General features: G+C 43.4%; 19 protein-coding genes. 8 read left to right on the top strand and 11 right to left on the bottom strand.

What is annotated here, in order from left to right:
* Nucleotides 1-462: adenosylcobinamide-GDP ribazoletransferase (locus tag IQ457_RS12490; RefSeq protein WP_200663667.1), on the top strand; the 462-nt coding region annotated here is incomplete at its 5' end.
* A gap of 37 nt (nt 463-499) precedes the next feature.
* Nucleotides 500-1096 carry a histidine phosphatase family protein gene (locus IQ457_RS12485; protein WP_200663665.1) on the top strand — a complete coding sequence of 199 codons (597 nt, stop codon included), beginning with the start codon at nt 500-502 and terminating at the stop codon, nt 1094-1096.
* A gap of 64 nt (nt 1097-1160) precedes the next feature.
* On the opposite strand, the gene IQ457_RS12480 is transcribed toward IQ457_RS12485, so the two are convergent.
* The 6 genes from IQ457_RS12480 to ppsA form a co-directional block, all read right to left on the bottom strand.
* The gene (locus tag IQ457_RS12480; protein ID WP_200663663.1) at nt 1161-1385 is read right to left on the bottom strand and encodes a hypothetical protein; all 225 of its coding nucleotides are present in this window, start codon (nt 1383-1385) and stop codon (nt 1161-1163) included.
* A 252-nt stretch (nt 1386-1637) separates the two neighbouring features.
* The gene (gene rplI / locus IQ457_RS12475) at nt 1638-2147 is read right to left on the bottom strand and encodes a 50S ribosomal protein L9 (protein WP_200663661.1); all 510 of its coding nucleotides are present in this window, start codon (nt 2145-2147) and stop codon (nt 1638-1640) included.
* Nucleotides 2148-2172: 25 nt separating this feature from the next.
* On the bottom strand, nt 2173-2400 hold the full coding sequence (gene rpsR / locus IQ457_RS12470; protein ID WP_068404827.1) for a 30S ribosomal protein S18: 228 nt from the start codon (nt 2398-2400) through the stop codon (nt 2173-2175).
* Between the two features lie 16 nt (nt 2401-2416).
* Complete coding sequence (gene rpsF / locus IQ457_RS12465; RefSeq protein ID WP_068404828.1) at nt 2417-2815, bottom strand: 30S ribosomal protein S6; 399 nt, start codon at nt 2813-2815, stop codon at nt 2417-2419.
* A 299-nt stretch (nt 2816-3114) separates the two neighbouring features.
* On the bottom strand, nt 3115-4101 hold the full coding sequence (locus tag IQ457_RS12460) for an RDD family protein (RefSeq protein ID WP_242465444.1): 987 nt from the start codon (nt 4099-4101) through the stop codon (nt 3115-3117).
* A gap of 153 nt (nt 4102-4254) precedes the next feature.
* Nucleotides 4255-6639 (bottom strand): phosphoenolpyruvate synthase, encoded by a 2385-nt coding sequence (gene ppsA / locus IQ457_RS12455; RefSeq protein ID WP_200663659.1) that lies wholly within the window; start codon nt 6637-6639, stop codon nt 4255-4257.
* Nucleotides 6640-7065: 426 nt separating this feature from the next.
* On the opposite strand from ppsA, the gene ppsR reads away from it, so the two are divergent.
* On the top strand, nt 7066-7962 hold the full coding sequence (ppsR, locus tag IQ457_RS12450; RefSeq protein WP_068404832.1) for a posphoenolpyruvate synthetase regulatory kinase/phosphorylase PpsR: 897 nt from the start codon (nt 7066-7068) through the stop codon (nt 7960-7962).
* A 189-nt stretch (nt 7963-8151) separates the two neighbouring features.
* Nucleotides 8152-9795 carry a Si-specific NAD(P)(+) transhydrogenase gene (sthA, locus tag IQ457_RS12445; RefSeq protein WP_207161750.1) on the top strand — a complete coding sequence of 548 codons (1644 nt, stop codon included), beginning with the start codon at nt 8152-8154 and terminating at the stop codon, nt 9793-9795.
* Between the two features lie 112 nt (nt 9796-9907).
* Here the strand turns inward: sthA and IQ457_RS12440 are convergent, their stop codons facing one another.
* From IQ457_RS12440 to IQ457_RS12425, 4 genes are all read right to left on the bottom strand, one after another.
* Nucleotides 9908-11140: an ABC transporter permease gene (locus tag IQ457_RS12440; RefSeq protein ID WP_242465443.1), complete on the bottom strand. Its 1233-nt coding sequence runs from the start codon at nt 11138-11140 to the stop codon at nt 9908-9910.
* Entirely contained in the window at nt 11140-12489 is a 1350-nt protein-coding gene (locus IQ457_RS12435) for an ABC transporter permease (RefSeq protein ID WP_200663657.1), read from the bottom strand. Before IQ457_RS12435 ends, IQ457_RS12440 begins: the two co-directional genes overlap by 1 nt.
* Before the next feature lie 3 nt (nt 12490-12492).
* Nucleotides 12493-13764: an HlyD family secretion protein gene (locus IQ457_RS12430; protein ID WP_200663655.1), complete on the bottom strand. Its 1272-nt coding sequence runs from the start codon at nt 13762-13764 to the stop codon at nt 12493-12495.
* Between the two features lie 106 nt (nt 13765-13870).
* On the bottom strand, nt 13871-15571 hold the full coding sequence (locus tag IQ457_RS12425; RefSeq protein ID WP_242465442.1) for a TolC family protein: 1701 nt from the start codon (nt 15569-15571) through the stop codon (nt 13871-13873).
* 375 nt (nt 15572-15946) lie between these two features.
* On the opposite strand from IQ457_RS12425, the gene glpK reads away from it, so the two are divergent.
* From glpK to IQ457_RS12405, 4 genes are all read left to right on the top strand, one after another.
* Entirely contained in the window at nt 15947-17539 is a 1593-nt protein-coding gene (glpK, locus tag IQ457_RS12420; protein WP_068404840.1) for a glycerol kinase GlpK, read from the top strand.
* Between the two features lie 538 nt (nt 17540-18077).
* Nucleotides 18078-18548 carry a hypothetical protein gene (locus IQ457_RS12415; protein ID WP_200663671.1) on the top strand — a complete coding sequence of 157 codons (471 nt, stop codon included), beginning with the start codon at nt 18078-18080 and terminating at the stop codon, nt 18546-18548.
* Nucleotides 18549-18950: 402 nt separating this feature from the next.
* Entirely contained in the window at nt 18951-19979 is a 1029-nt protein-coding gene (locus IQ457_RS12410; protein WP_200663651.1) for an endonuclease/exonuclease/phosphatase family protein, read from the top strand.
* Nucleotides 19980-20192: 213 nt separating this feature from the next.
* Nucleotides 20193-20885 (top strand): TetR/AcrR family transcriptional regulator, encoded by a 693-nt coding sequence (locus IQ457_RS12405; protein WP_200663669.1) that lies wholly within the window; start codon nt 20193-20195, stop codon nt 20883-20885.
* A gap of 123 nt (nt 20886-21008) precedes the next feature.
* Here IQ457_RS12405 and IQ457_RS12400 read toward each other — a convergent pair whose 3' ends face one another.
* Nucleotides 21009-21791: a hypothetical protein gene (locus IQ457_RS12400; RefSeq protein WP_200663649.1), complete on the bottom strand. Its 783-nt coding sequence runs from the start codon at nt 21789-21791 to the stop codon at nt 21009-21011.
* Nucleotides 21792-21888: the final 97 nt, after the last annotated feature.

The following is a 21888-nucleotide window of genomic DNA, read 5'->3' as shown; positions in this document are numbered from 1 at the left end:
TTTTTTTTGAGCGCTTATCCCGAATTGGGGTTACTTATCAAAATCAGCTTATTGGCGTCTATGCCATTATCGGTGGCTATCGTGGCGCTGATTATTGGACATACGCTCTCACGTTTATTATGTATTAGTTTACTGGCGCTATTGCCTTACGGCGGTGAGATTGAGCATGCTAAAGCCAAACCGATGGCGCAGCAGCTGACGCCATTACAAGGATTATTGAGCAGTAGTTGGCTCATATTAGCGGGCTTGCTGGTCGTGCTCCTATTGCCAAATGCCGTGCAACAAATTGGTATTTGGCAATGGTCATTGGCTTTATTACTAGGCATCGTAGCGACGGATTATATGCGGCGCTTGTTGCGCAGACGTTTAGATGGTTATACCGGTGATGGGTTAGGCGCCACGCAGCAGTTAAGTGAAATCGCTATTTATATTGGACTTGCTGCCTCGAACCCTTTTATTTAATGTTAAGCGTACTATTTAAAAAGGATAATGATAGCCAATGGTTTTGTATATTTGGCGCCATCCAAAGCCCATTGCGGCTAATGGCTTTTGTATCGGACAGACTGATATCAGTGTCGATAAACGCAAAATTAAACGCCTTGCTAATAAAATACAGCGCTTCGTGCGTTTTCATCAATTGCCAAAAGTGATTTGGGTCAGCCCACTACACCGCTCGTTAAAAGTCGGAGAAATATTGGCGCAGCATGGCTTTCTGTATCATGTCGCCCCTGAGCTGGCAGAGATTGATTTTGGTAATTGGGACGGTCAGCCTTGGGCGCAAATTCCTAAACAAGAGATTGATGATTGGTGTGATCATTTTGCAGATTTTGCCCCTAAGGGCGGCGAGAGTTTACAGCAGTTGTTTAATCGTGCGGAAAACTGGTTAAATGAGATGGCGGCGCAAAATAGTGGTCAAAAACCAGTATTAGCAGTCGGTCATGCAGGCTGGATAAATGCAGCCAGTATGATTGCCGCTGGGCAAGAGGCGCCAAAAATAGCGGCTGATTGGCCACAAGCAGTAAATTATTTACAATGCCGTAAGCTAGATTTTCAACCAAAAAAGCTGACTGTTTATAATAGCCAACTTTTTGTGTAATGATTTTTCTATCTCATTTTTATAATCGTCTATCTTTCTTTCATCAATATAGCAATAAAAACCTCTAATCTATCTTATCAAACCACGCTTTATTGTCTTTAGGGCTCATAGAATCAAAGCTAACATAAATACCTTTATCGTCTAAGGTTGCATACCAATGGTCGGCATTATTGCCGGTCAATATCTGGAAATACTTATTATTTACAATCCTACCGACCGTATAGATTTCACCTTCTTTATAAAACTCGTTACCTTGGATGCATATTAATTTATCATCAGTGTTTATCATATTGTCCCATTTTATCTATGGCTAAATACAGCTAGGATAGCAATAGCACTGAGATTAATGAAGATGACTTTATAAGCAGTATTTTATTATTAGGTATAGGTTATGCAGGTGTTTTATTACCAGTTATTGCTACACAATACTATTGTAAGTATTAATGAGATAGCACTTAGCAAATTTTAGAAATAAAAAAGCCAGCAACATGACGTTACTGGCTTTCTTAGACGAGTAGTAAGTTTACACTACCACCAAAAATTACTCTTCTGAGTAATCTTCGTTGCCGTCTTCAACTTCTTCAGCAGCATCTTCGTTGTCGCCATCTTCAGATAGAATAGTGACTAAGATGCTAGCAGTTACGTCATGGTGTAGTTGAATATCAACATTGTATTCGCCCACTTGACGTAGTGTGCCTTCAGGTAGCTTGATTTCAGCACGGTCAACTTCTAGACCTGAGTTAGTCAATGCTTCAGCGATATCGCGAGTACCGATAGAGCCAAATAGCTTGCCTTCGTCACCTGATTTAGCGCGCATGATAACATTAACGTCCGTTAACGCGTCAGCACGTTCTTGAGCAACCGCTACTTCTTTTGCTTCTTCAGCTTCAAGCTCAGCACGGCGTGCTTCGAACTTTTCAATGTTTGCTTTAGTTGCAGGTAGTGCTTTGCCCTGAGGGATAAGAAAGTTACGTCCGTAACCTGGTTTCACATCGACAGTTTCACCGAGTTTACCAAGGTTGACGATACGCTGTAACAAAATAATTTGCATGAGTCATTCCTAGTTAACGGTTAAATTACTGATGGTTGTCAGTATACGGAAGTAGCGCAAGATAGCGAGCTTGCTTGATAGCAGTGGCTAGCTGACGCTGATATTTAGTAGATGTACCGGTGATGCGGCTTGGTACGATTTTACCATTGTCACTGATGTACTGTTTTAGCAATTCAACATCTTTATAATCGATGTGAGTGATGCCTTCAGCAGTGAAACGGCAGAATTTGCGACGGCGATAGAAACGTGCCATGAGTATTCTCCTTTAATTAGTCTTCACTGTTGTCGTTGTCGTCGTTTTCACGATTGTCTGGACGACGAGTCGTTGCTTTGCGTGCGCGTTTTTCATCGGCATTCTTGGCTAACTGCGACTCTTCAGTGACAGCTTCGTCACGGCGCATAACTAGACTACGAATGATCGCGTCGTTATAACGGAATAATTCTTCAAGTTCAGCCAAAGTCTCACCGTCAGTTTCAACGTTGAAAAGAACGTAGTGAGCTTTGTGAATTTTGTTAATTGGGTAAGCCAATTGACGACGACCCCAATCTTCTAGACGATGGATCGTACCGCCGTTGTCTTGAACCAACTTGATATAGCGTTCAACCATGCCGACCACTTGGTCGCTTTGGTCTGGGTGTACAAGTAACACCAGTTCGTAATGTCGCATTATGACTCCTTACGGATTAGTAGCTATTAACCCTATGTTAATAGCAAGGAGATTTATAAGGTAAGCCCAAATCTTATCGAATTTCGCAAAAACAATAGGGGATAAGCTTAGTTTATAAAGCGCCGTATTATAACAGTACTCAGCCTTTAACACAAAGGTTAATCACTGAGCGTCTGTCAATAAATAATAAAAGACGTAAATATAAATTATTCAATAAAAAAGCAGCGTATAAACGCCACTTTTTCATATAACTTTATGATATTTATAACAATCGTTTTTATAATAAACTTATAAACCCATTATTTTACCTTGGGTTGTTTGACCAATTGGCTATTGTCGGCTTTCACTATTAAGGTTTTAGCCAGTTTGTCATGCCAACCGATGTTTTCAGGACTTTTTGAGGCCATATAATAATGAACAATAATAACCACAAAACCTAAAAAGCTAGTAAATGAAAATAATAAGTTGTAAATAATAAACAGTAGTAGCGTACGCATGCCAATAAGCTTGCTAAAAGAAGGCAAGCGGTGGGTGGTTTGGTCAACGACGCGAATACCAGTAATCAGCTTACCAAGTGATTGTCCCCGCAAGGTAATAAATACTAGCTGCAGCGCAAACAAACCAAACACCATCACTTGTGACATCATCAAAGTGCTGCTAGGAATACTTTCCATCAAGGTCATGGAATACTGATACGCGGCATCCATATCTTGGATGTTTTGAAATTTGGTATAGTCCACATCCATTTTGGTTAATGCCATGACCAGCGGTAAAATTGCTAATACATAGAGCAAACCATTGATTGCGGTCGCTAACACCCGCGACATAATCGGCGCAAGGACGACATTACCGACGACTTTATCTTTAGGCGAGGCGGCTTTGACTGTACCAGACTTATTCAATGACACGTTTTTATTGGGTGTATATTGACGATTGGTGGTCATGTCCAGCTTGGTATTTTTAGCGTTCTCTGCTGGGCGTTCAGGCTTACCATACAATCTGTCTAGCGATACCGCTTTGTCATCTTTAGAGGTGCTACTAGCAGAATCTTCTGGGAAGAAAGTGACGTTATTGATAATAGAGTCATTATGATCTGCCGACACTATAGGGGCAGGACGATAATAAGTCTGATTATTGGTTAAATTACCAACACGCTGCCACTGATCTAGGCCTTCATGCCACATCAAATCATCTAATACTACCTCACCTGAGGCGAGCATAATATTGAGCTGATCCAACGTGTATGGACCAGCTTGTACGTTATTTCGAGCAAGGAAAATCTGCATAATTGCCTACATAGTTAGTCATATCTTAAGTCACTTTTTCAAGCCACTTTCGCTAATACATTATATTAGGGTCTATTTGAAAAAATCAAATAGACCCTAATGGTAGTATATTAAATGACTCTGTCAATTAACGCTGTGACGTATCGTTACGACTTATTTCGTTTCTTCACCAGCTAAGAAGAACCAAGTATCTAGCACTGAGTCAGGGTTTAGTGACACTGAGTTGATACCTTGTTCCATGAGCCAGAACGCAAGATCTGGATGATCTGATGGACCTTGACCACAAATACCAATGTATTTGCCTGCTTTGTTACAAGCTTCAATCGCCATAGATAATAGCTTCTTAACCGCGGGATCACGCTCATCAAATAGATGTGAGACGATACCTGAGTCACGGTCAAGACCTAGCGTTAACTGAGTCAAGTCGTTTGAACCGATTGAGAAACCATCGAAGTGCTCTAGGAAATCTTCTGCTAATAGCGCGTTGGTTGGTAGCTCACACATCATGATGACGCGCAGACCATTTTCGCCACGTTTTAGACCGTTTTTCGCGAGTAGCTCGATGACCTCTTTTGCTTCGCCAACGGTACGAACGAATGGAATCATAATCTCAACGTTGGTCAAGCCCATCTCATCACGGACGCGTTTTAGTGCTTTACACTCAAGCTCGAAGCAGTCACGGAAGTTGTCAGACACATAGCGACTGGCACCGCGGAAACCTAGCATTGGGTTTTCTTCTGATGGCTCGTATAATTTACCGCCGAGCAAGTTGGCATATTCGTTTGATTTAAAATCAGACATACGCACGATAACTGGCTGATCCATAAAGGCAACGGCTAGGGTTGAGATACCTTCGACCAATTTATCGACATAGAAATCGACTGGTGAGGCATAACCGGCGATACGCTCATTGATCGCTTGGGCGATTTCACGTGGCAAGCTGTTCATGTTCAGTAGCGCTTTTGGATGCACACCAATCATACGGTTGATGATGAACTCTAAACGCGCAAGACCGATACCTTCGTTTGGCATTTGGGTAAATGAGAAGGCACGATCTGGGTTACCCACGTTCATCATGACTTTGAATGCAAGCTCTGGCATAGATTCAACAGAGTTAGTCTGTACGTCAAAATCAATCTGACCTTCATAGATAAAGCCAGTATCACCTTCAGCACAAGAAACCGTCACGTCTTGACCATCAACCAATAATTCAGTGGCATTACCACAACCGACGATAGCTGGAACGCCAAGCTCACGAGCGATAATAGCCGCGTGACAAGTACGACCACCACGGTTGGTGATAATCGCAGAAGCACGCTTCATGACTGGCTCCCAATCCGGATCCGTCATGTCTGATACTAAGACATCGCCGTCTTGAACTTTGTCCATCTCGTTTAGATTGCTAACGATACGTACTTTACCAGCGCCGATGCGTTGACCGATTGAACGACCTTCACATAGGATTTTAGCATCGCCAGTATTGATGATATAACGCTCCATGACGTTGCTGTCTTGGCGGCTCTTAACGGTTTCTGGACGTGCTTGAACGATAAAGATTTCACCGCTGTCGCCGTCTTTTGCCCACTCGATATCCATCGCTTGACCGTAATGCTTTTCAATGGTCATGGCTTGTTTGGCAAGTGAGTTTAGCTCTTCAGTGGTTAAAGAGAACTGCATGCGCTCTTGTTTTTCAACATCGACGGTTTTGACAGACTTAGTGGTGCTGCCTTCATCACCATAAATCATTTTCTTATGCTTGCTGCCTAGATTACGGCGAATGACCGCAGGCTTGCCATTTTCAAGCAATTTTTTAGAGATATAGAATTCATCAGGGTTGACCGCACCTTGTACAACCATTTCACCTAGGCCATAGCTTGAAGTGATAAAGACCACTTGATCAAAGCCACTTTCGGTATCTAGGGTGAACATCACGCCAGCAGCGCCAGTTTCTGAACGTACCATGCGCTGTACAGCAGCAGATAGGGCAACGCCTTCGTGCTCAAAACCTTTATGCACACGATAAGAGATGGCGCGGTCATTATATAAAGAGGCGAATACTTCTTTAATGGCAATCAGGACATTATCAATGCCACGAATATTCAAGAAGGTTTCTTGTTGGCCGGCAAATGACGCATCTGGCAAATCTTCAGCAGTCGCAGAAGAACGTACCGCAACCGCGATGTCTTCGCCGCCACTCATGGTTTCAAACGACTGGCGCACTTCTTGCTCAAGGTCGCTTGGCAGCTCTTGCTCAATAATCCAAGTACGGATTTTTTTACCAGTCTCAGCAAGCTTATTAACATCATTCACATCAAGGGTTTTAAGCTCGTTGTTGATTTTGTCAAGTAAGCCTGTTTCTGTCAAAAAGCGATTGAACGCATTTGAAGTGGTCGCAAAGCCACCTGGAACGCTGACACCCAAATCAGATAAATGGCTGATCATCTCGCCAAGCGAGGCATTCTTGCCGCCAACCATCTCAATGTCATCTTTTCCTAGCTGATCAAGATTGATTACAAGTGCTGTAGATTGCGCTGCCATGATAACTCCAGAAAATAAGGTTATTTAGTAAAGATTATAACGGTCGATTATACCCCTATATTTAGGTAATTTCGATACCTAGAACCAAATAAATCGTCAAAAATATACAAATTGTGGCGTTTGCTACATATTTGCGCGGTCAAAACTCAATATTTGGTTGTTAGAATATAACAAAGAGTAAAATATAACTGGTTTTTAGAGAAAAAATTTGCTGATAAGAAACCTTCCTTTATAGCAATACTATAGATGCATAAATACTCTTAATAGATATCCTTATTACATCGTGCTTACTAAGTGTACGCCTGTAACATTGATTTCTATTAGACAGCTATTGTGCGTATAATATAGGGCACAAGAAACTAACCGCTACAGATTTTCTGCGCTAAATAAAAGCGCCTATTGAGGTCTTAACCAAGGTGTTCCGTTATGTTTGTAAATAATCCGCCAGAAGCCGCCAAGCCGACCATTCAAAACAAACAAGCGTTGCAAGTAGATAACGACCAAAATATCAGAACGGCGTTTTTTATCTCTGATGGGACGGCGATTACCGCAGAAACCCTTGGACGCGCCATTTTAAGTCAATTTGCCTCTGTGCCTTTTGAAACTCGAGTGTTGCCTTATGTTGATAGCTTAGAGCGCGCCGAAGAAGCGGTCGAACAAATCAATATGGCCTATCAGCGCGACGGTTTGCTGCCCTTGGTGTTCGATACCATTGTTAGCCCTGAAATTCGTGAAAAAATTAACTCGGCGCATAGCTGTAATTTGGATATGTATGAAGGGTTAATCGGCCGAGTCGCAGAAGAGACGGGCGTCGAGCCGGACGCGCATTCGGGTCATGCCCACGATAATGTCGATTCTGAAACTTATAAAGAACGTATCGATGCCGTGCATTTTGCGCTAGATAATGATGATGGTGCACGTACTCGTCATTATCATGCAGCAGATATCATTCTTATCGGTGTTTCGCGCTCTGGCAAAACCCCAACCTCACTGTATTTAGCGCTACAATTTGGTATTCGAGCGGCAAACTATCCGTTAACCGAAGAAGATTTAAACGACAATCAATTGCCAAAAGCCTTACGTGAGCATAAGCACAAGTTATTTGGCTTGTTAATCGATACCGATCGCTTAGTAAAAATTCGCCAAGAACGCCGCGCGGGCAGCCGTTATTCTAGCTATCAGCAATGTCAGCAGGAACAGCGCGCCATACAGGGCATTTATATCTCGCAAGGGATTCCGAGTCTTGATGTCTCTGAGATGTCTGTTGAAGAGATTGCCACACGTATCTTGCAGATGACGGGACTTAAACGCCGTATCGGCTAAAGGGATTAAGCAACAGCGTATAACGAATAACGGCTATGGCGATAACGTAACTGTCGCCAATATTGCAAAATATCCTATCAGCACGTATGGTAGGCACGCTTTAGCGCTATGAGTCTAACTTGATCGTTACTTGTAGACATTCATAGTCTAAAAAATACACAGATTTATAAATTAATAAAAGAGGATACGATGGGAAGCAAACCGATAAGCGACGCGACCAATGACACGGGTAAAGACATTCATACCGAGGTGTCTAATAAAGAAAGCGGCCGCGCGCCGAACCCTGAGCATACTGAAGGCAAAACTAAAAAAGCAAAAATTGAGCAAACCCATGAGCAAGTTACTGAAGATATCATGCATCACCCTGACTTGGTCAATCCGCTTGATGATATCCGCATCGATATCAAAACCCCTTTTACCAAAGACTCGCAGCGCATCAAAGGCGATAAGCATAAGTATGAATATGACGCCGTTGTTCTAGGCGCAGGGCCTGCTGGTGAAGCGGCGGCGATGAAGCTTACCAAGGCGGGCAAAAAGGTTGCGGTGATTGATCCGCGTGAACAGGTTGGTGGTAACTCGACCCATGTGGGCACGATTCCAAGTAAAGCCTTGCGTCAATCGGTCTTTAACCTGATTAACTTTCGCCGCGATCCTATGTTTACCAAGGCGATGGAGTATCAGCAAGTTCCCCTAAACCACGTGTTGGCCAATGCGCGCCGCGTCATCCGTAATCAAGTAAGCACCCATACCCGTTTTTATGAGCGCAACCGTATTGATGTGATACATGGTTGGGCAAGCTTTGTTGATGCACATACTTTGAGTGTCGAAAAGGACGACGGCGTCTTTGAAACCGTGACCTTTAATAAAGCCATTATTACCGTTGGAAGCCGTCCTTATCGCCCTGACATTTTAGATTTTAACCATCCGCGTGTGTTTGACTCTGATAAAATCTTGCAAATGGATTATGTGGTCAAAAAAATCATCATTTATGGCGCAGGCGTCATCGGCTGTGAATATGCCTCTATCTTTACTGGTCTTGGTTATAAAGTTGACTTAATTAATAACCAAAATCAATTGCTCAATTATTTAGACAGTGAGATTAGTGATGCCATTGCTCATGACTTTAGACAGTTTGGCGTCTTGATTCGTAGCAATGAAGAGATTGACCACCTTGAAACTCACGATGATTACGTGGTCTTGCATCTAAAAAGCGGTAAGCGCATCAAATCAGATGCCATTCTTTGGTCAAATGGGCGTTCGGGTAACACCGAAGGCTTAAACTTAGAGGCCATTGGGCTGGAAGCCAATAGCCGTGGTCAGCTAAAAGTAGATGATACCTATTGTACCGGCGTCGAAAATATCTATGCCGCTGGTGACGTCATTGGCTGGCCCTCATTGGCCTCAGCGGCCTACGATCAAGGACGCTGTGCGGCGGCGTTTATGGTTGGCGATAGCGATGCCGAGCCAGTATCAAGCGTTCCAACCGGTATCTATACCATCCCTGAGATTTCTTGTATCGGTAAAACTGAGCAAGAGCTGACCGACGAAAAAGTCCCTTATGAAGTCGGGCAGGCGTTCTTTAAACATCTGGCACGGGCGCAAATCATTGGTGAGCGTTCGGGCGTGTTAAAGATTTTGTTCCACCGTGAGACGCTTGAGATTTTAGGCATTCATTGCTATGGTAATCATGCCTCAGAGATTATTCACATTGGTCAGGCGGTCATGAAATGCAACAATACTCTTGAGTATTTTGTGAACACAACCTTTAACTATCCAACGATGGCAGAAGCCTATCGCGTCGCCGCTCTCAATGGTTTAAATCGCGTTTTTTAAACCAAACATCATAAAGTCAGATAAATAAAAAAGCGCCTGCTTATTGAGTAGGCGCTTTTTTTTGAGGTGTTTTTTATAGCATAAATGCCAATACTATCCATATATTTTGATGCTAAACAGCAGTTTTGCTTTGGCTGGTACGCCAGCGGAAAAGTAGCAGTAATAAAAAGTAAAATGCCCACAGTCCTGCCAATGCGTAAAAACCAGTCGCGACTTGCGCCACACTCGCGCCCATTTGATTGAGCTGAACAGAGGTATTAATACCAGGTGTCGTCGGTATGACCCAGCGGATGATTTGTAAAAATTCTGGTAATTGATTGGCTGGCCATGGATATCCGCTGACAAAAAACATCGGTAGCGAGCTAAAAATCAAGATTTGCATACTGCGCTCACGCTGACGGAACCATAGCCCAAACACGCAGCCAAGCGTGGCGACAGTTGGGCAAAATAGCAACAAAAATAACAAGCTGCCAAGCATGTTTTGACCACGTGGATAATGATGCAGCTCAAAGGTCCAGCCATAATAAAAGCAGCCGATGATAAAGCTGAACATACTGAGCGCTGCAATACGGCCAAGCCAGTCGCGAATACTGGCGGTATGACGACGCTGCTCATACCAGGTGCCAATTAACATCGCTGTCGACATCAACAAGGTTTGTTGCAAAATAAGAATAGCGACCGCTGGCACCACATAAGCGCCGTAGCCTTCGGTTTGATTGTATAAAGGGATGATTCTTAACGGTACCGCTTGGGTATTTGCCGCTGCGGTTGCAGAATACGCCCCTTGCGCCACGCTTTTTTTAATCTCAACGCCCGCTGAAACCGTACTGACCGCCTGCAAAAAACCCATTTGAACGTTTTTATTTAACAGAAAATAACCCCCATTGCCTAATACGCTGACGCTTGCTGCTTTGCCAGATAAGACTTGCTGCTCAAGCCCGCTTGGAATAATCATATAGCCAGCAATATCATCGGACCATATCGCTTCTTGAGCGTCTTGCTCATTTAAAAAACGCTTGGTATCCAGCTGCGGGCTAGCACTGGCATAACGAACGATGGTTTGAGACAGATTGCTATTGTCTTGATCGACAATGCCAACGGGCACATGATTGACCACTTCGGTTGAATACGGCCAAGGATAAAAGAAGCCATAAATAATCGGCGCAATCATGAGCAGTAGTAGCACGCCTTTATCAGAAAAGACGTCTTTGATAGTTTGCAGAAAACTGCCGAAAAAGCTTTGCGCTGGCAAATGACTTTTTGCCTCTAATGTAGCATTGGACGGCTGATTTTTTGTTGCTATGAGGTTTTCTTGAGATAAAGGTTCTTTTGGTGTCATAACCATTAGCGGGCTCCCCAGCGTTCAGGATGTGCGAGCGCGCGCTTGCTCAATAAGGCGGCTAAAAACATAGTGACAATCGTCGCAAGCGTCAGTCCATAGACGATGGGTAGTGAGATGGCAACTGGCGCTTGCATCTGTAATTGCGCTATATGCAGCTTAAGATAATGGGTCAGTGGTAAGGCATCCGACCAATGCTGAGCGTTTTTACTGATGGCGATATAGGGAAATGTTACCCCAGCAAAGGCATAAGAAGGCGCTGAGATAAATCCGGTTGACGATAAACCCATGCGTAATGAAAATGAGGTTAAGGTAAATATCGCACCCAGCCAAAATGACAACATCATTAGCAATACAAGGCCAATATAAGTCGCAATAATGGAGCTGATAGCAACCGCTTGCTGCGGCGCGGCGAGCCATAACGCCAAAACTGACCATAAGCTATAAGCCAGCATGGGCCAAAAGTACTTACCCAATAAACCAAAGAGCAAAACTGATACACTAGCTTTTCTAGGCTTATTATCGTCAATGAGTGTTTGATTATCTTCAGTTAAGACTGAAACGGCCGTGGTCTGACGGTCTTTATTTTGGCTACCTTGAGTCTCATTGTCTTTAATAATGGTTAAATCAGGCTGACTACCATTAATAAAGTCATACCAAATACCGATTTTCTTATCGCGCAATTCACGCCCAATGGTCGTCGCGCCAATGACCATGGCTAAAATATGCAGCAGTGCTGGGATAACGGTTGATGCTAAAAACTGTTGATAGTCGGTTGCTGCATTAAACAAACTGATGCGTTGAATACCAATGGGCGAGTAAGCAATCGCCGCTTGGGATGGCGCCATACCTTTTTTTACCAAACGCTGTATCTCAACGCCTGCTGATAGTGTACCAATCACCGATTGGACACTGGTTTGGATAATGCCAGAATGAGTACCGTATTGGGCATTTACTTGCAATACAATCGGCGCCGGTTTACTCGATGAGATATTGCGCGAGAAATCCTCTGGAATAATAACCACCGCATAGATATCACGTTGCAGGAGCGCTGCTTCTACTGCTGCTGGCGAGTGATAAAGCTGTCTGACCGTCAGGTTTGGGTTGGCTTCCAAATAACGCACCGCAGTATTGGCAACAGGACCACGATCGTTATCCACGACGCCAATGGGTAAATCGGTGATTTGTATTTGTGAAAAAATCCACCAAATCAAGAGCACGGTCGCAAGCGGTATCCAGACTACCATGCTTAAATCCCACGGATTTTTGGCTAAAAACCGGCGCTCGTAGCCAGCACTACGTATAAAGGCGCCGATTAATCCGCCGCGTTGCCCGTTTTGCTCAGTCAGGCGCATGGCTTACTCTTTGGGCTGATTGGCAAGGGCTGGATTGATATTGACGACCACGCTCATTCCCGAGCGGATACGTCTATCAGGAGCTGATGGTCGCGCTTTAACTTCAAAGGTGCGCACATCAAAGCCATCGTTGTTGTTGGTCGGACGCCATGTAGCAAAGTCAGACAAGGTTGAGGTTGCATAAACGGTAAACTGCTTGGTATAAGGCTTTTCAGGCGAGGATAAAGCAGGAATCGTACCCATAAAACGCTGCCCTATGGCAAACTGGTTTAAGTAGGTTTCAGTGACGTTGAGTACCACCCATTGATCGTCGGTATTAACCAAAGTTAGGATAGGCACGCCTTGCCCAATGACTTCGCCCGCGTTGACGATGACATTATCCACGATACCGGCAATCGGACTTTTTAGATTGGCTTCTTCTTTAGCGACCAGTGCTTCTTCTAGTTGCGCATCGACTTGGGCAACCTGCGCTGTCGCGGCAGACTTGTCTTCGCTGCGAGCGCCTTCTTTTGCCAAATCATATTGCAAGCGCGCCGCTTCTGTCTTATCTTGAGTCGCTAGATATTGCGCATAAGCTTCATCGCGCTTTTGCCGTGCCATCAGACCTTCTTCATAAAGACGGTTGACGCGCTGATAAGTATTTTCTGCCAAATCAGACGCCGCTTTATTGGCTTGCCAAGCCGCTTTTGCTTGGGCAATTTCTTGTGGGCGGGCACCGTTTTCTGCTTTATCAAGCTGGCTTTGCGCCATTTGCTTGCCAGCACGCGCCTGATTGATTTTAGCGTTAATCTCAGGTGAGTCCATTTCAATAAGCTGCTGACCGACCGTTACCGCATCACCTTCTGTGACCATGATTTGTGCAATACGCCCCGGTACTTTTGCAGCAATAGACGTTTGCTGCATTTGCATTTGACCTTGTAAGGTGATGACTTCAGGCTCATTGTGTTGATTGCTTTTATACAAACCATAAGCAATTGACCCTAATATAAGCAGCACAAGAAGTACCAAAATCGCCTTTTTAATCCCAGCAGATTTATCTGATTTTACTGGCTCGCGTTTATAAGGCGGCACCGCTTGTTCTTGGTCAATATCAGTGCTGTCGATTCTATTAGTGCTATCGAGGCTATCAACACTATCAAAGCCGGATTCAGTCGGTTTAGTACCATTAATCGCATCAGCAGGCGTTTGCTCATGATGACTGCGGTTTGTTTCAGTAGCTTGGTCTGTAGCAGGTAGTTTGCGTGAGTCGCCTGATTCGTTATTAGATTCAGTCATGACAGTGAGATTCCTAAAGCGATAAAGTCGATAATAAGCAGAATAGTGTTAGCGTTATTTAATCTTAGCAATTCATATGATTGTTGAATACGGTTTACTAAATAAGCTACTTGTCATATAGGGTTGGTAGACGTATATCAGCGGCGTTCAAGTAAGCATTAAAAGCAAGCGGCGTACCGCAGCTTTGCATCAAGGCGGCAAGCGACTGGACATAAGTATTTGCTGCTTGCGCTTGTTCGGTGCGCGCTTTGAGGTATTGTGTCTGAGCTTGTACCACATCGATGGGCGTATTCAGGCCTTCTTGTAGCCCAAGTTGACGTAAGCGCAATACCTCTGCTGCCAAATCTACATTGCTTTGCAAGGCTTGATAGCGCGATTGGGCGTTATTGACATCATGCCAGTTTTTTTCGACGAGCAATAACAGGTTGTCACTGACTTCTATCTCTGACAAATCTGCTTGGCGTATTTTGGCATTACTAGAAGCTAAAGACGCCTTTTTATCTAACCCGCCCCAAAGCTTCCAGCTGGCTGAGATACCAGCGACCCAACTGGGGTCTTTTTCTACTTGGCTATAGCCATAAAGCATGACCGTAGGTTTGTAACCCGTATCAGATAGCGCATGTAACTGCTGCGCTTGCGCTCGTTTGGCGGCAACTTTTTGCAAACCTGGATGATTATTCAGTGCTAAGTCTTGAAAGTAATTTACATCAGGCAGAGGACGGCTTGAGACAAATAAAGGCGTGCTGGGTTTGATACGATAATCGGTACGTAAAAGCCGCTGCAGCGCCATCATTGCCAGACGCGCATCATTATTAGCATTGACCGATTCGCTTTTTGCATCGGCGAGCGCCGACTGGGCTTCTAAGCGATCGACACGGGAGATAAACCCTTCTTCAAAAAGCCGCTGCGCCATATGGTCAACTTGCTGCACCGTATCATAAGCATCGTCACGTAAATAAGCGGCAATAATCGCCAACTGTGCCTTAAAATAACGCTCAATTAAGGTGTTGTACAGCTCATTTTTATCCAAAATACTATCGGCGACGGCTTCTTGGGTGCGAGCAGTGGAAGCGCCTGTTAATGCTGCTGTACGTCCAGCGGTATAAATGGGCCATACCACGCCAAGGCCTGCGCCCGTCGTTGAACCCGAACGTTTCAAATCGTAAGTATCTGGGATACGGTCACCGACCAATTCACCAAAGTCTGGCAAATTTTCTATGTCTATCGGCGGGTCGATACCATCAATACTACTATTCACATCGTTGATAATACCGTTTTTAATTGACGATAAATCAACATCGGCGTCCAAGTTATAAGCAGTGGCGGAGGCGCGCGCAAATACTAACGGGTGGTCGATGGTTTTTAAGGCATCGGTTTCATATTCACTGGCAGCAATCGCGGCTTGATTGGCGGCGATTTTTGGTGAAACTTGCAATAAAATATTTTGCGCTTGCTCAAGACTAAGCAGACTCGATACTTCTAAAGGATAGCTATTTTCAATGCTTTTATGGGTAATAGGATCGATAAGGGTGGTTAAATGACCATTTGACTCAGCTTTAACTGGCTGTGTTTCTATCGGCGCGGCTTTATTTTTTATGATGCTTTTTTGCGCAAGGTTTTTATCAGTTTGAGTGTGAGTTATTTGAGTGCCGTTTTCTTGAACACTGTTTTTAATACCACTACTGTCTTGCAGGCTGCTTGGCGTATCCGCGTCAACAATTTGCGTCACGACAACGGGCGCTACTTCATTTTGGGGCGTGTTAATATCATCATTGGCGTTTGCGGAGTGAGACGCGGCTAAGCCCATGAACGTAACCGTCATCACAGCAGTAGACAGAGTCGATAAAGCAAATTTCATAAGTCACATAAGCCATTAATTAGAATGCAAAGTGTTTAAAGCGCAAAATTTCTAGTAGGTAGTCAAACAGGGCAATATTATAGACCATTAATAGAAAGCAAAAATTGGTTATTCATAACAAAGCGTACACTGTAGTGGCACAATGGTGACGGGTCAATGCTCACTATTCGCTTATTTTGCGTTGAATGGACACCAGTTTTATGTTAAGTGTCTAGCTTCAAGACAGATAATAGCATTATTTATGAGTTGGTTTATAAATCAGTGATAAAACCAGATAAAAATTAGCCGATAAAAAATAACATTATATAAAATAGGATGCGAGTAATGGCAGGATATATTTTAGCGCTAGATCAAGGTACGACGTCGAGCCGCGCAATATTGTATGACGACCATGCCCGCCCGATTAAAATGGCCCAGCAGCCGACGACTTTAAAAACTCCGCAGGCAAGTTTTGTTGAGCAAGACGCGCAGCAGATCTGGCAAACGCAGATTAGCTGTGCTCATGATGTGATTAATCAAGCAGGGCTGCTAGCCACCGATGTCACCAGTATTGCAATTACCAATCAGCGTGAGTCTATCGTGATGTGGGATAAGCAAACGGGCAAACCTTTAGCGCCGGCCATTATTTGGCAAGACCGCCGTACTGCCAGCTATTGTAAAACGCTTGCTGCGAAAAGCCCAAGCGCTAAGACGGATAACAGCCATGATGATATGGCCAGTGAGATTCAACGTCTTACAGGCTTGCGTTTGGATCCATATTTTAGCGCCAGTAAAATTGCATGGTTGTTAGAAAACGATCCCAAATTAAGGGTGCGCGCTAATAAAGGCGAAATCGCGGTCGGTACTATAGACAGCTGGCTTATTTATAAATTGACCGGTGGCGAGCATGTCATTGACGTCACCAATGCTTGTCGTACCTTATTATATGATGTCCATAAACTGGTATGGTCGGAGGAGCTATGTACCTGCTTTGGGATACCGATGAACATATTGCCCAAGGTACTACCGTCTGATGGCGATTTTGGTAAAACCAAAAAAGGACTGTTCGCTAAACAAATTCCCATTCAGGCGGTATTAGGTGACCAGCAAGCGGCGCTGTTTGGGCAAGGTTGCCTCAATGCAGGCATGGCAAAAAATACCTATGGCACCGGCTGTTTTATGCTGATGAATATTGGTAAAGAGCCAAAACTGAGCGAGCATAAGTTACTGACGACCATTGCTTGGCAACGCAAATCAACGCCAACCCGCCCAGACAATCTATCCTTTGATCAAATTGTGCAGTCTGGCAGACGCTTGCTACAGCCGCCCAAAAGAGAAGTCACTTATGCCTTAGAGGGTAGTGTGTTTATGGCGGGCGCTATCGTGCAGTGGTTGCGTGACAATCTTGGCATGATTCAACAAAGCAGTGAGGTTGAGCATTTAGCGCGGCAGGTAGATAGTAGTGAGGAGGTGGTATTACTGCCAGCATTTACAGGGCTTGCGGCGCCTTATTGGCGCTCAGATATCAATGCCAGTATTACTGGTATGAGCCGCGGCACAACCAAAGCCCATATTGCGCGCGCGGCTCTCGAGGCCATTGCCTATCAAACTTACGATGTGCTGATTGCCATGCAAAAGGACAGCCCGCATCCTTTGACTGAATTAAGAGTGGATGGCGGTGCGGCGAATAACGACTTGCTCATGCAGTTTCAAGCCGACTTATTAGGCGTACCAGTGCTACGCCCTAAAGACACAGAGATTACCGCTAAAGGCGCAGCATTATTAGCCGGATTAAAAACCGGACTATACGATGAGACTACGATACAAGCCTCGTGGCAGATTGACCGCATCTTTGAGCCTGAGATGTCTGCGGATAGGCGTGAACAGCATCTTGATAAGTGGCAACAAGCGATTGATAGAGCGTTAAAAGTCTTATAAATGTTTAAATGAAAATTAAAGTTTTAGTGAATAGACGCTTATAAATTACTCAAAATACTCTGCTGCCCTACAAAATAGTGATAAAGATACAGGCTGTAACGCAAGGCAATCGTAACTTGGACATAGTTTACATAATCTGTGTATCGGTCGTTATCCATAAGTTCCTATACTTTAGATGAATCAAGCAACACTGCTGATTTATAAAAGTTAATTCTTAACAATTATTTTTATTGGTTAATTCTAATATTGCTTAGTTTGTTAAATTTAACGCTTTATAAATGAGTGAACAATAAATCTAATATATAACAAATAATTTAAGGATAATATTATGAATAACGATGGACGTATTACCGACCCTAATAACCGCGTAGTGAATGATGATTATGTTGAAGTGGGCGACAGAGATCGTATTATCGATGATAACGATCGCCGCTTAGCAGGCACTGACCGCGATATTAATGGCAATAGAGTTGTCGGTCATGAAAATGACAATATCATCAATGACCATGATGCCATCGACCGTACTGCCGTTAAGCACATGACGAAGGAAAGTAAAGAAGATTTAAACGCCGATCCAATCACAGGTGAACCAGGTTCACATCCAATCGGTACTGGTATTGGTGGTGTTGGCGGTGCAGCAGCAGGCGCGGCAATTGGTACAATGGCAGGCCCATTAGGTACTTTAATTGGCGGAGCTATTGGTGCTATCGTTGGTGGCGGCGCAGGTCACGCAGCAGCAGAAGCGATTGATCCTACTCGTGAAGAAGCTTACTGGCGTGCAGAACATGCTAATGCTGATTATTACCGTGAAGGTCATGACTTTGACCGCGATTTACACCCAGCGTATGCAGTAGGTTATGCAAACCGTGCTCGTTATCCAGCTGGTGCTCGTTTTGAAGACCATGAATCAGACTTAGAGCGCTCATGGCATGAAGTGAAAGGTGAGTCGCGCCTAGAGTGGAATGAAGCACGCCGTGCCTCACGTGACGCATGGAATCGTGTATCGTAATAAAGCGATGAGTTCATAGATACTTGCTATAAGTCAGGTTAGTTTAAAAAATGAAGGATAAGTTACGTTTTGTTGAACTGCTTTTTGCTAAATATACATGTTAAGTTAAACTAATGAGCTGTTTAACATAAGTAAGCAAAGGATAAGAAAACTTACTCCTTCATTACTAGAGTTAGTTTGATTGTAGAACTGGCTCTGCTAACTCATAAATATAGTCAGTTTTATGTTATTTTAAAGCTTCCAAAGATGTCTTTGGAGGCTTTTTTAATGTATATTGTTATATACGAATATATGGTAGTAAAAGGTTATTCTAGAAAATAGTCATTATTAAACAAAGACAATCATCAAAAACAGTTACTCGTAAAAAAGACAATTATCAAAAATAATAATAATAGGTAATTCATGGTTAATAACGCTGAAGACAATAGCCCTAAGCAATTTTATATAGCAACGGCCAATTTACTTAATTTTGCTAACCCTAATCGAATTTATTATGAAAACGCGCCGGCTTATAGCGATAACGAATACCAGCATAAGCTGCACGGCATTACCGACTTACTGGCAAAGGCGCATGCTGATATCATAGCCGTACAAGAAGTATGGGACAGTCAGGCGCTTGAAGCACTGGCAGTAGGGTTAGGATTCAAACCTGAGCATGTGGTTATTCCGCTGGCAAGTAATGATAAGGCCAGTCCTTATACCCAAGGCAAAGGCGCGCAACAGACGCCAGCTGTCGGAATTATTACGCGTTTTGAGCAGTTAGAAAGCACTTTGTTAGAACAGGTAGAGCCAAAAGCGGTCATTGATATTCCTGATATCGGTCTTTATCAGCGCTTTAATCGTCCGCCGCTTGTATTACGAGTCAATGCCTTTGGACAACCGATTACGATTGTCACCGCGCATTTAAAAAGCAAACGTGCTTTTTTCCTACGCGATGAAAATGGTCAGTTACTAGAGGATATGGACGATCCAAATATTCGCGTTCGTGCCAAGCTGCGTAGTTTGTGTATGCGCGCCGCAGAAGCTGCCTCTATCCGTATGTATATTATTGAGCGCCTGCATCATACGCGTGAGCCACTGATTTTATTAGGTGATATGAACGATGTCACCGGTAGCGTGACCACCCAACTGATGAGCGAGACAGGCGAAGTCAATTATGATAAAAGTATGCGCGATGTCGCGTTATTTGACGCCGCCCGTATTCAAGCACGTTATGGCTGGATGAAAGATGTTGCTTATACGCATATTTATCAAGGTATGCCTGAAGTAATTGACCAGCTGTTTGTTTCAGAAGAGTTTTTACCTGATAGTAAGTTTTCGCTTGGTCAGGTTGAACGAGTTGACTATTTTAATGACCATTTAAAGTGGGATTATGCCGATAGAGTCATCGATCATGGTATTATAAGAGCGAAAATTAAACTTCACAATTAACCCTGTTTACTTAGTAATTAGTGAGTTATTTTTTAACCTATTCATGTCCCTTGCTTGATAGTTTACAAGCGTTTATCATGCTGCTTCATTTTAGTATAGTAGCGGTGCTATTGGCCCAAATTACCGGTTGATAGAAAATAGTCCTTCGATTTAGGACAAATACTATCTGATGAAGACTATATAAAGTTAGGGCGTAACCTTAAGAGATTTATGATGATTGAAAATAAAGAAGATAAGATTGAAGATGTACTGGTAGATTCTGAGCTGGCAAAGAAGCTGGTGCCAAATAAATTCAAATTTACCAGTCAACAAGGCCGCGCACGCCGTCAAAAACTATTGATGGGCGCGAAAAAATTGAGTGAAACTCAAGCAATTAACGACATCACTTTGGCAGCTGTCTGCGAAGAAGCGGGTATTCCAAGAGCTTCTGCTTATCATTTCTTCCCTAATATCGAAGCGATATTTTTAGCACTGCGTTTTTTAAATGCCATCGATATTTTAGAAGTGCTGACAACGGTTGAAACGGTTGATTATGACAGATGGCAAGCGTACTTGACCGCGTTGATTGAGCGCTGTGTACAAATATTTGATGAAGATCAAACCAAAGCCAAATTGATTTATGACACCAATACGCCTGATTTTGAAGGGGATAGCTATGGTGAGCATATGGACAATCAAGTGGTGCAATTGGTCTATAAGCGCTTATCAGAGCGTTATGAGATGCCAAAATTCGAAGATATTCAAGATGTATTATTGATTACCTTCAGCATCATCAATGCCATCTTTACGGTTTCTTATCGCCGTCATCAAAGCATTACTGAGAAGTATTTGCAAGAAGCCAATACGGCGTCTATCGCTTATCTGCGTTGCTATCTGCCAGAAAAATTACCGCGTAAAAACCGTTAATTTTTATTGAGTTAGACAAGAGTTTTGAGCCAAATGACGAATATAAAAAAGCCGACATGATGTCGGCTTTTTTTGTGCAATTTTATGAGATTGTATTAATCGTTTAGTGTTTTAAGAGGACATTTAATTTTTATTCATTATCGGTAGCGCTTGACCGTTACAACCGTCATCGCTTGAATCTAAAGGAGCGTATTCTTCATAATAGCGCACGATAAGCGCTTCTAAAGCGACATTCGCTTTTGAATCATGAGTATTTACAAATGCCTCGCGCGCTTGCTCAAGCCAGCGGTCTGCCATCCGAAAGTGACTGTTTGATGATTTCGCGCCACGCTCACACTGGTCGGTAGCTGCCCATATTAATGAGACTTCGCTAAGGGCGATTTCGCTTGCCGCACTATTGATACCGCCACTATCTTTAAGTGCACTTAGAGTTGCCCATAAATCAGGTCGCATGAGTGCAGAAGTAGACGGAATGTCATCAATAAGTGCAAGCTCTTCAACCTTATCATTTTTTAACGCTTGCAAGATATTTTCTGCCGTTTGGGCAGCTTCCACACCAATGTCTGAGCGACTATTCATACTGTCTTTATGATTTGCATAGTTTAGCCAAGCTTGGGCTTTGTAAGCAAAGTATTGTTGCCGCGCGCTCATGTTTTTTTGTTGATAAATTTGTAATTCGTTCAGCATGCAATCCATAGCACGCTGCTGTACGCTTTGTGATTTAGAAGGTGCTAGAGTTTTAGTATCGTTGCTGCTGCGACAGTAATCTGCTGTCTTTAATGTATTCTCTTTTGGCGTAAGACTTGTAGTTGATACACAAGAAACCGCTGACAATAGTAACGCAGCTGATAAGACAGTATATAAAGGTTTTTTATAGCCAGTGGCTTGAATGCTAGTGCGAGGCATAAGAACAACCTTATAGTAAGGTAATAAGTATTAGAGGTTTGTATTTAAATGGGTTGGTTATCATAGGATAAAAAATATCGCCCCGTTAATACAAAAT

The organism is Psychrobacter sp. M9-54-1, from assembly GCF_016613355.1.
Lineage (GTDB): Bacteria > Pseudomonadota > Gammaproteobacteria > Pseudomonadales > Moraxellaceae > Psychrobacter > Psychrobacter faecalis.
The sequence above is the reverse complement of the archived record's forward strand: the minus strand, read 5'-3'. Positions and strand labels throughout refer to the sequence as shown.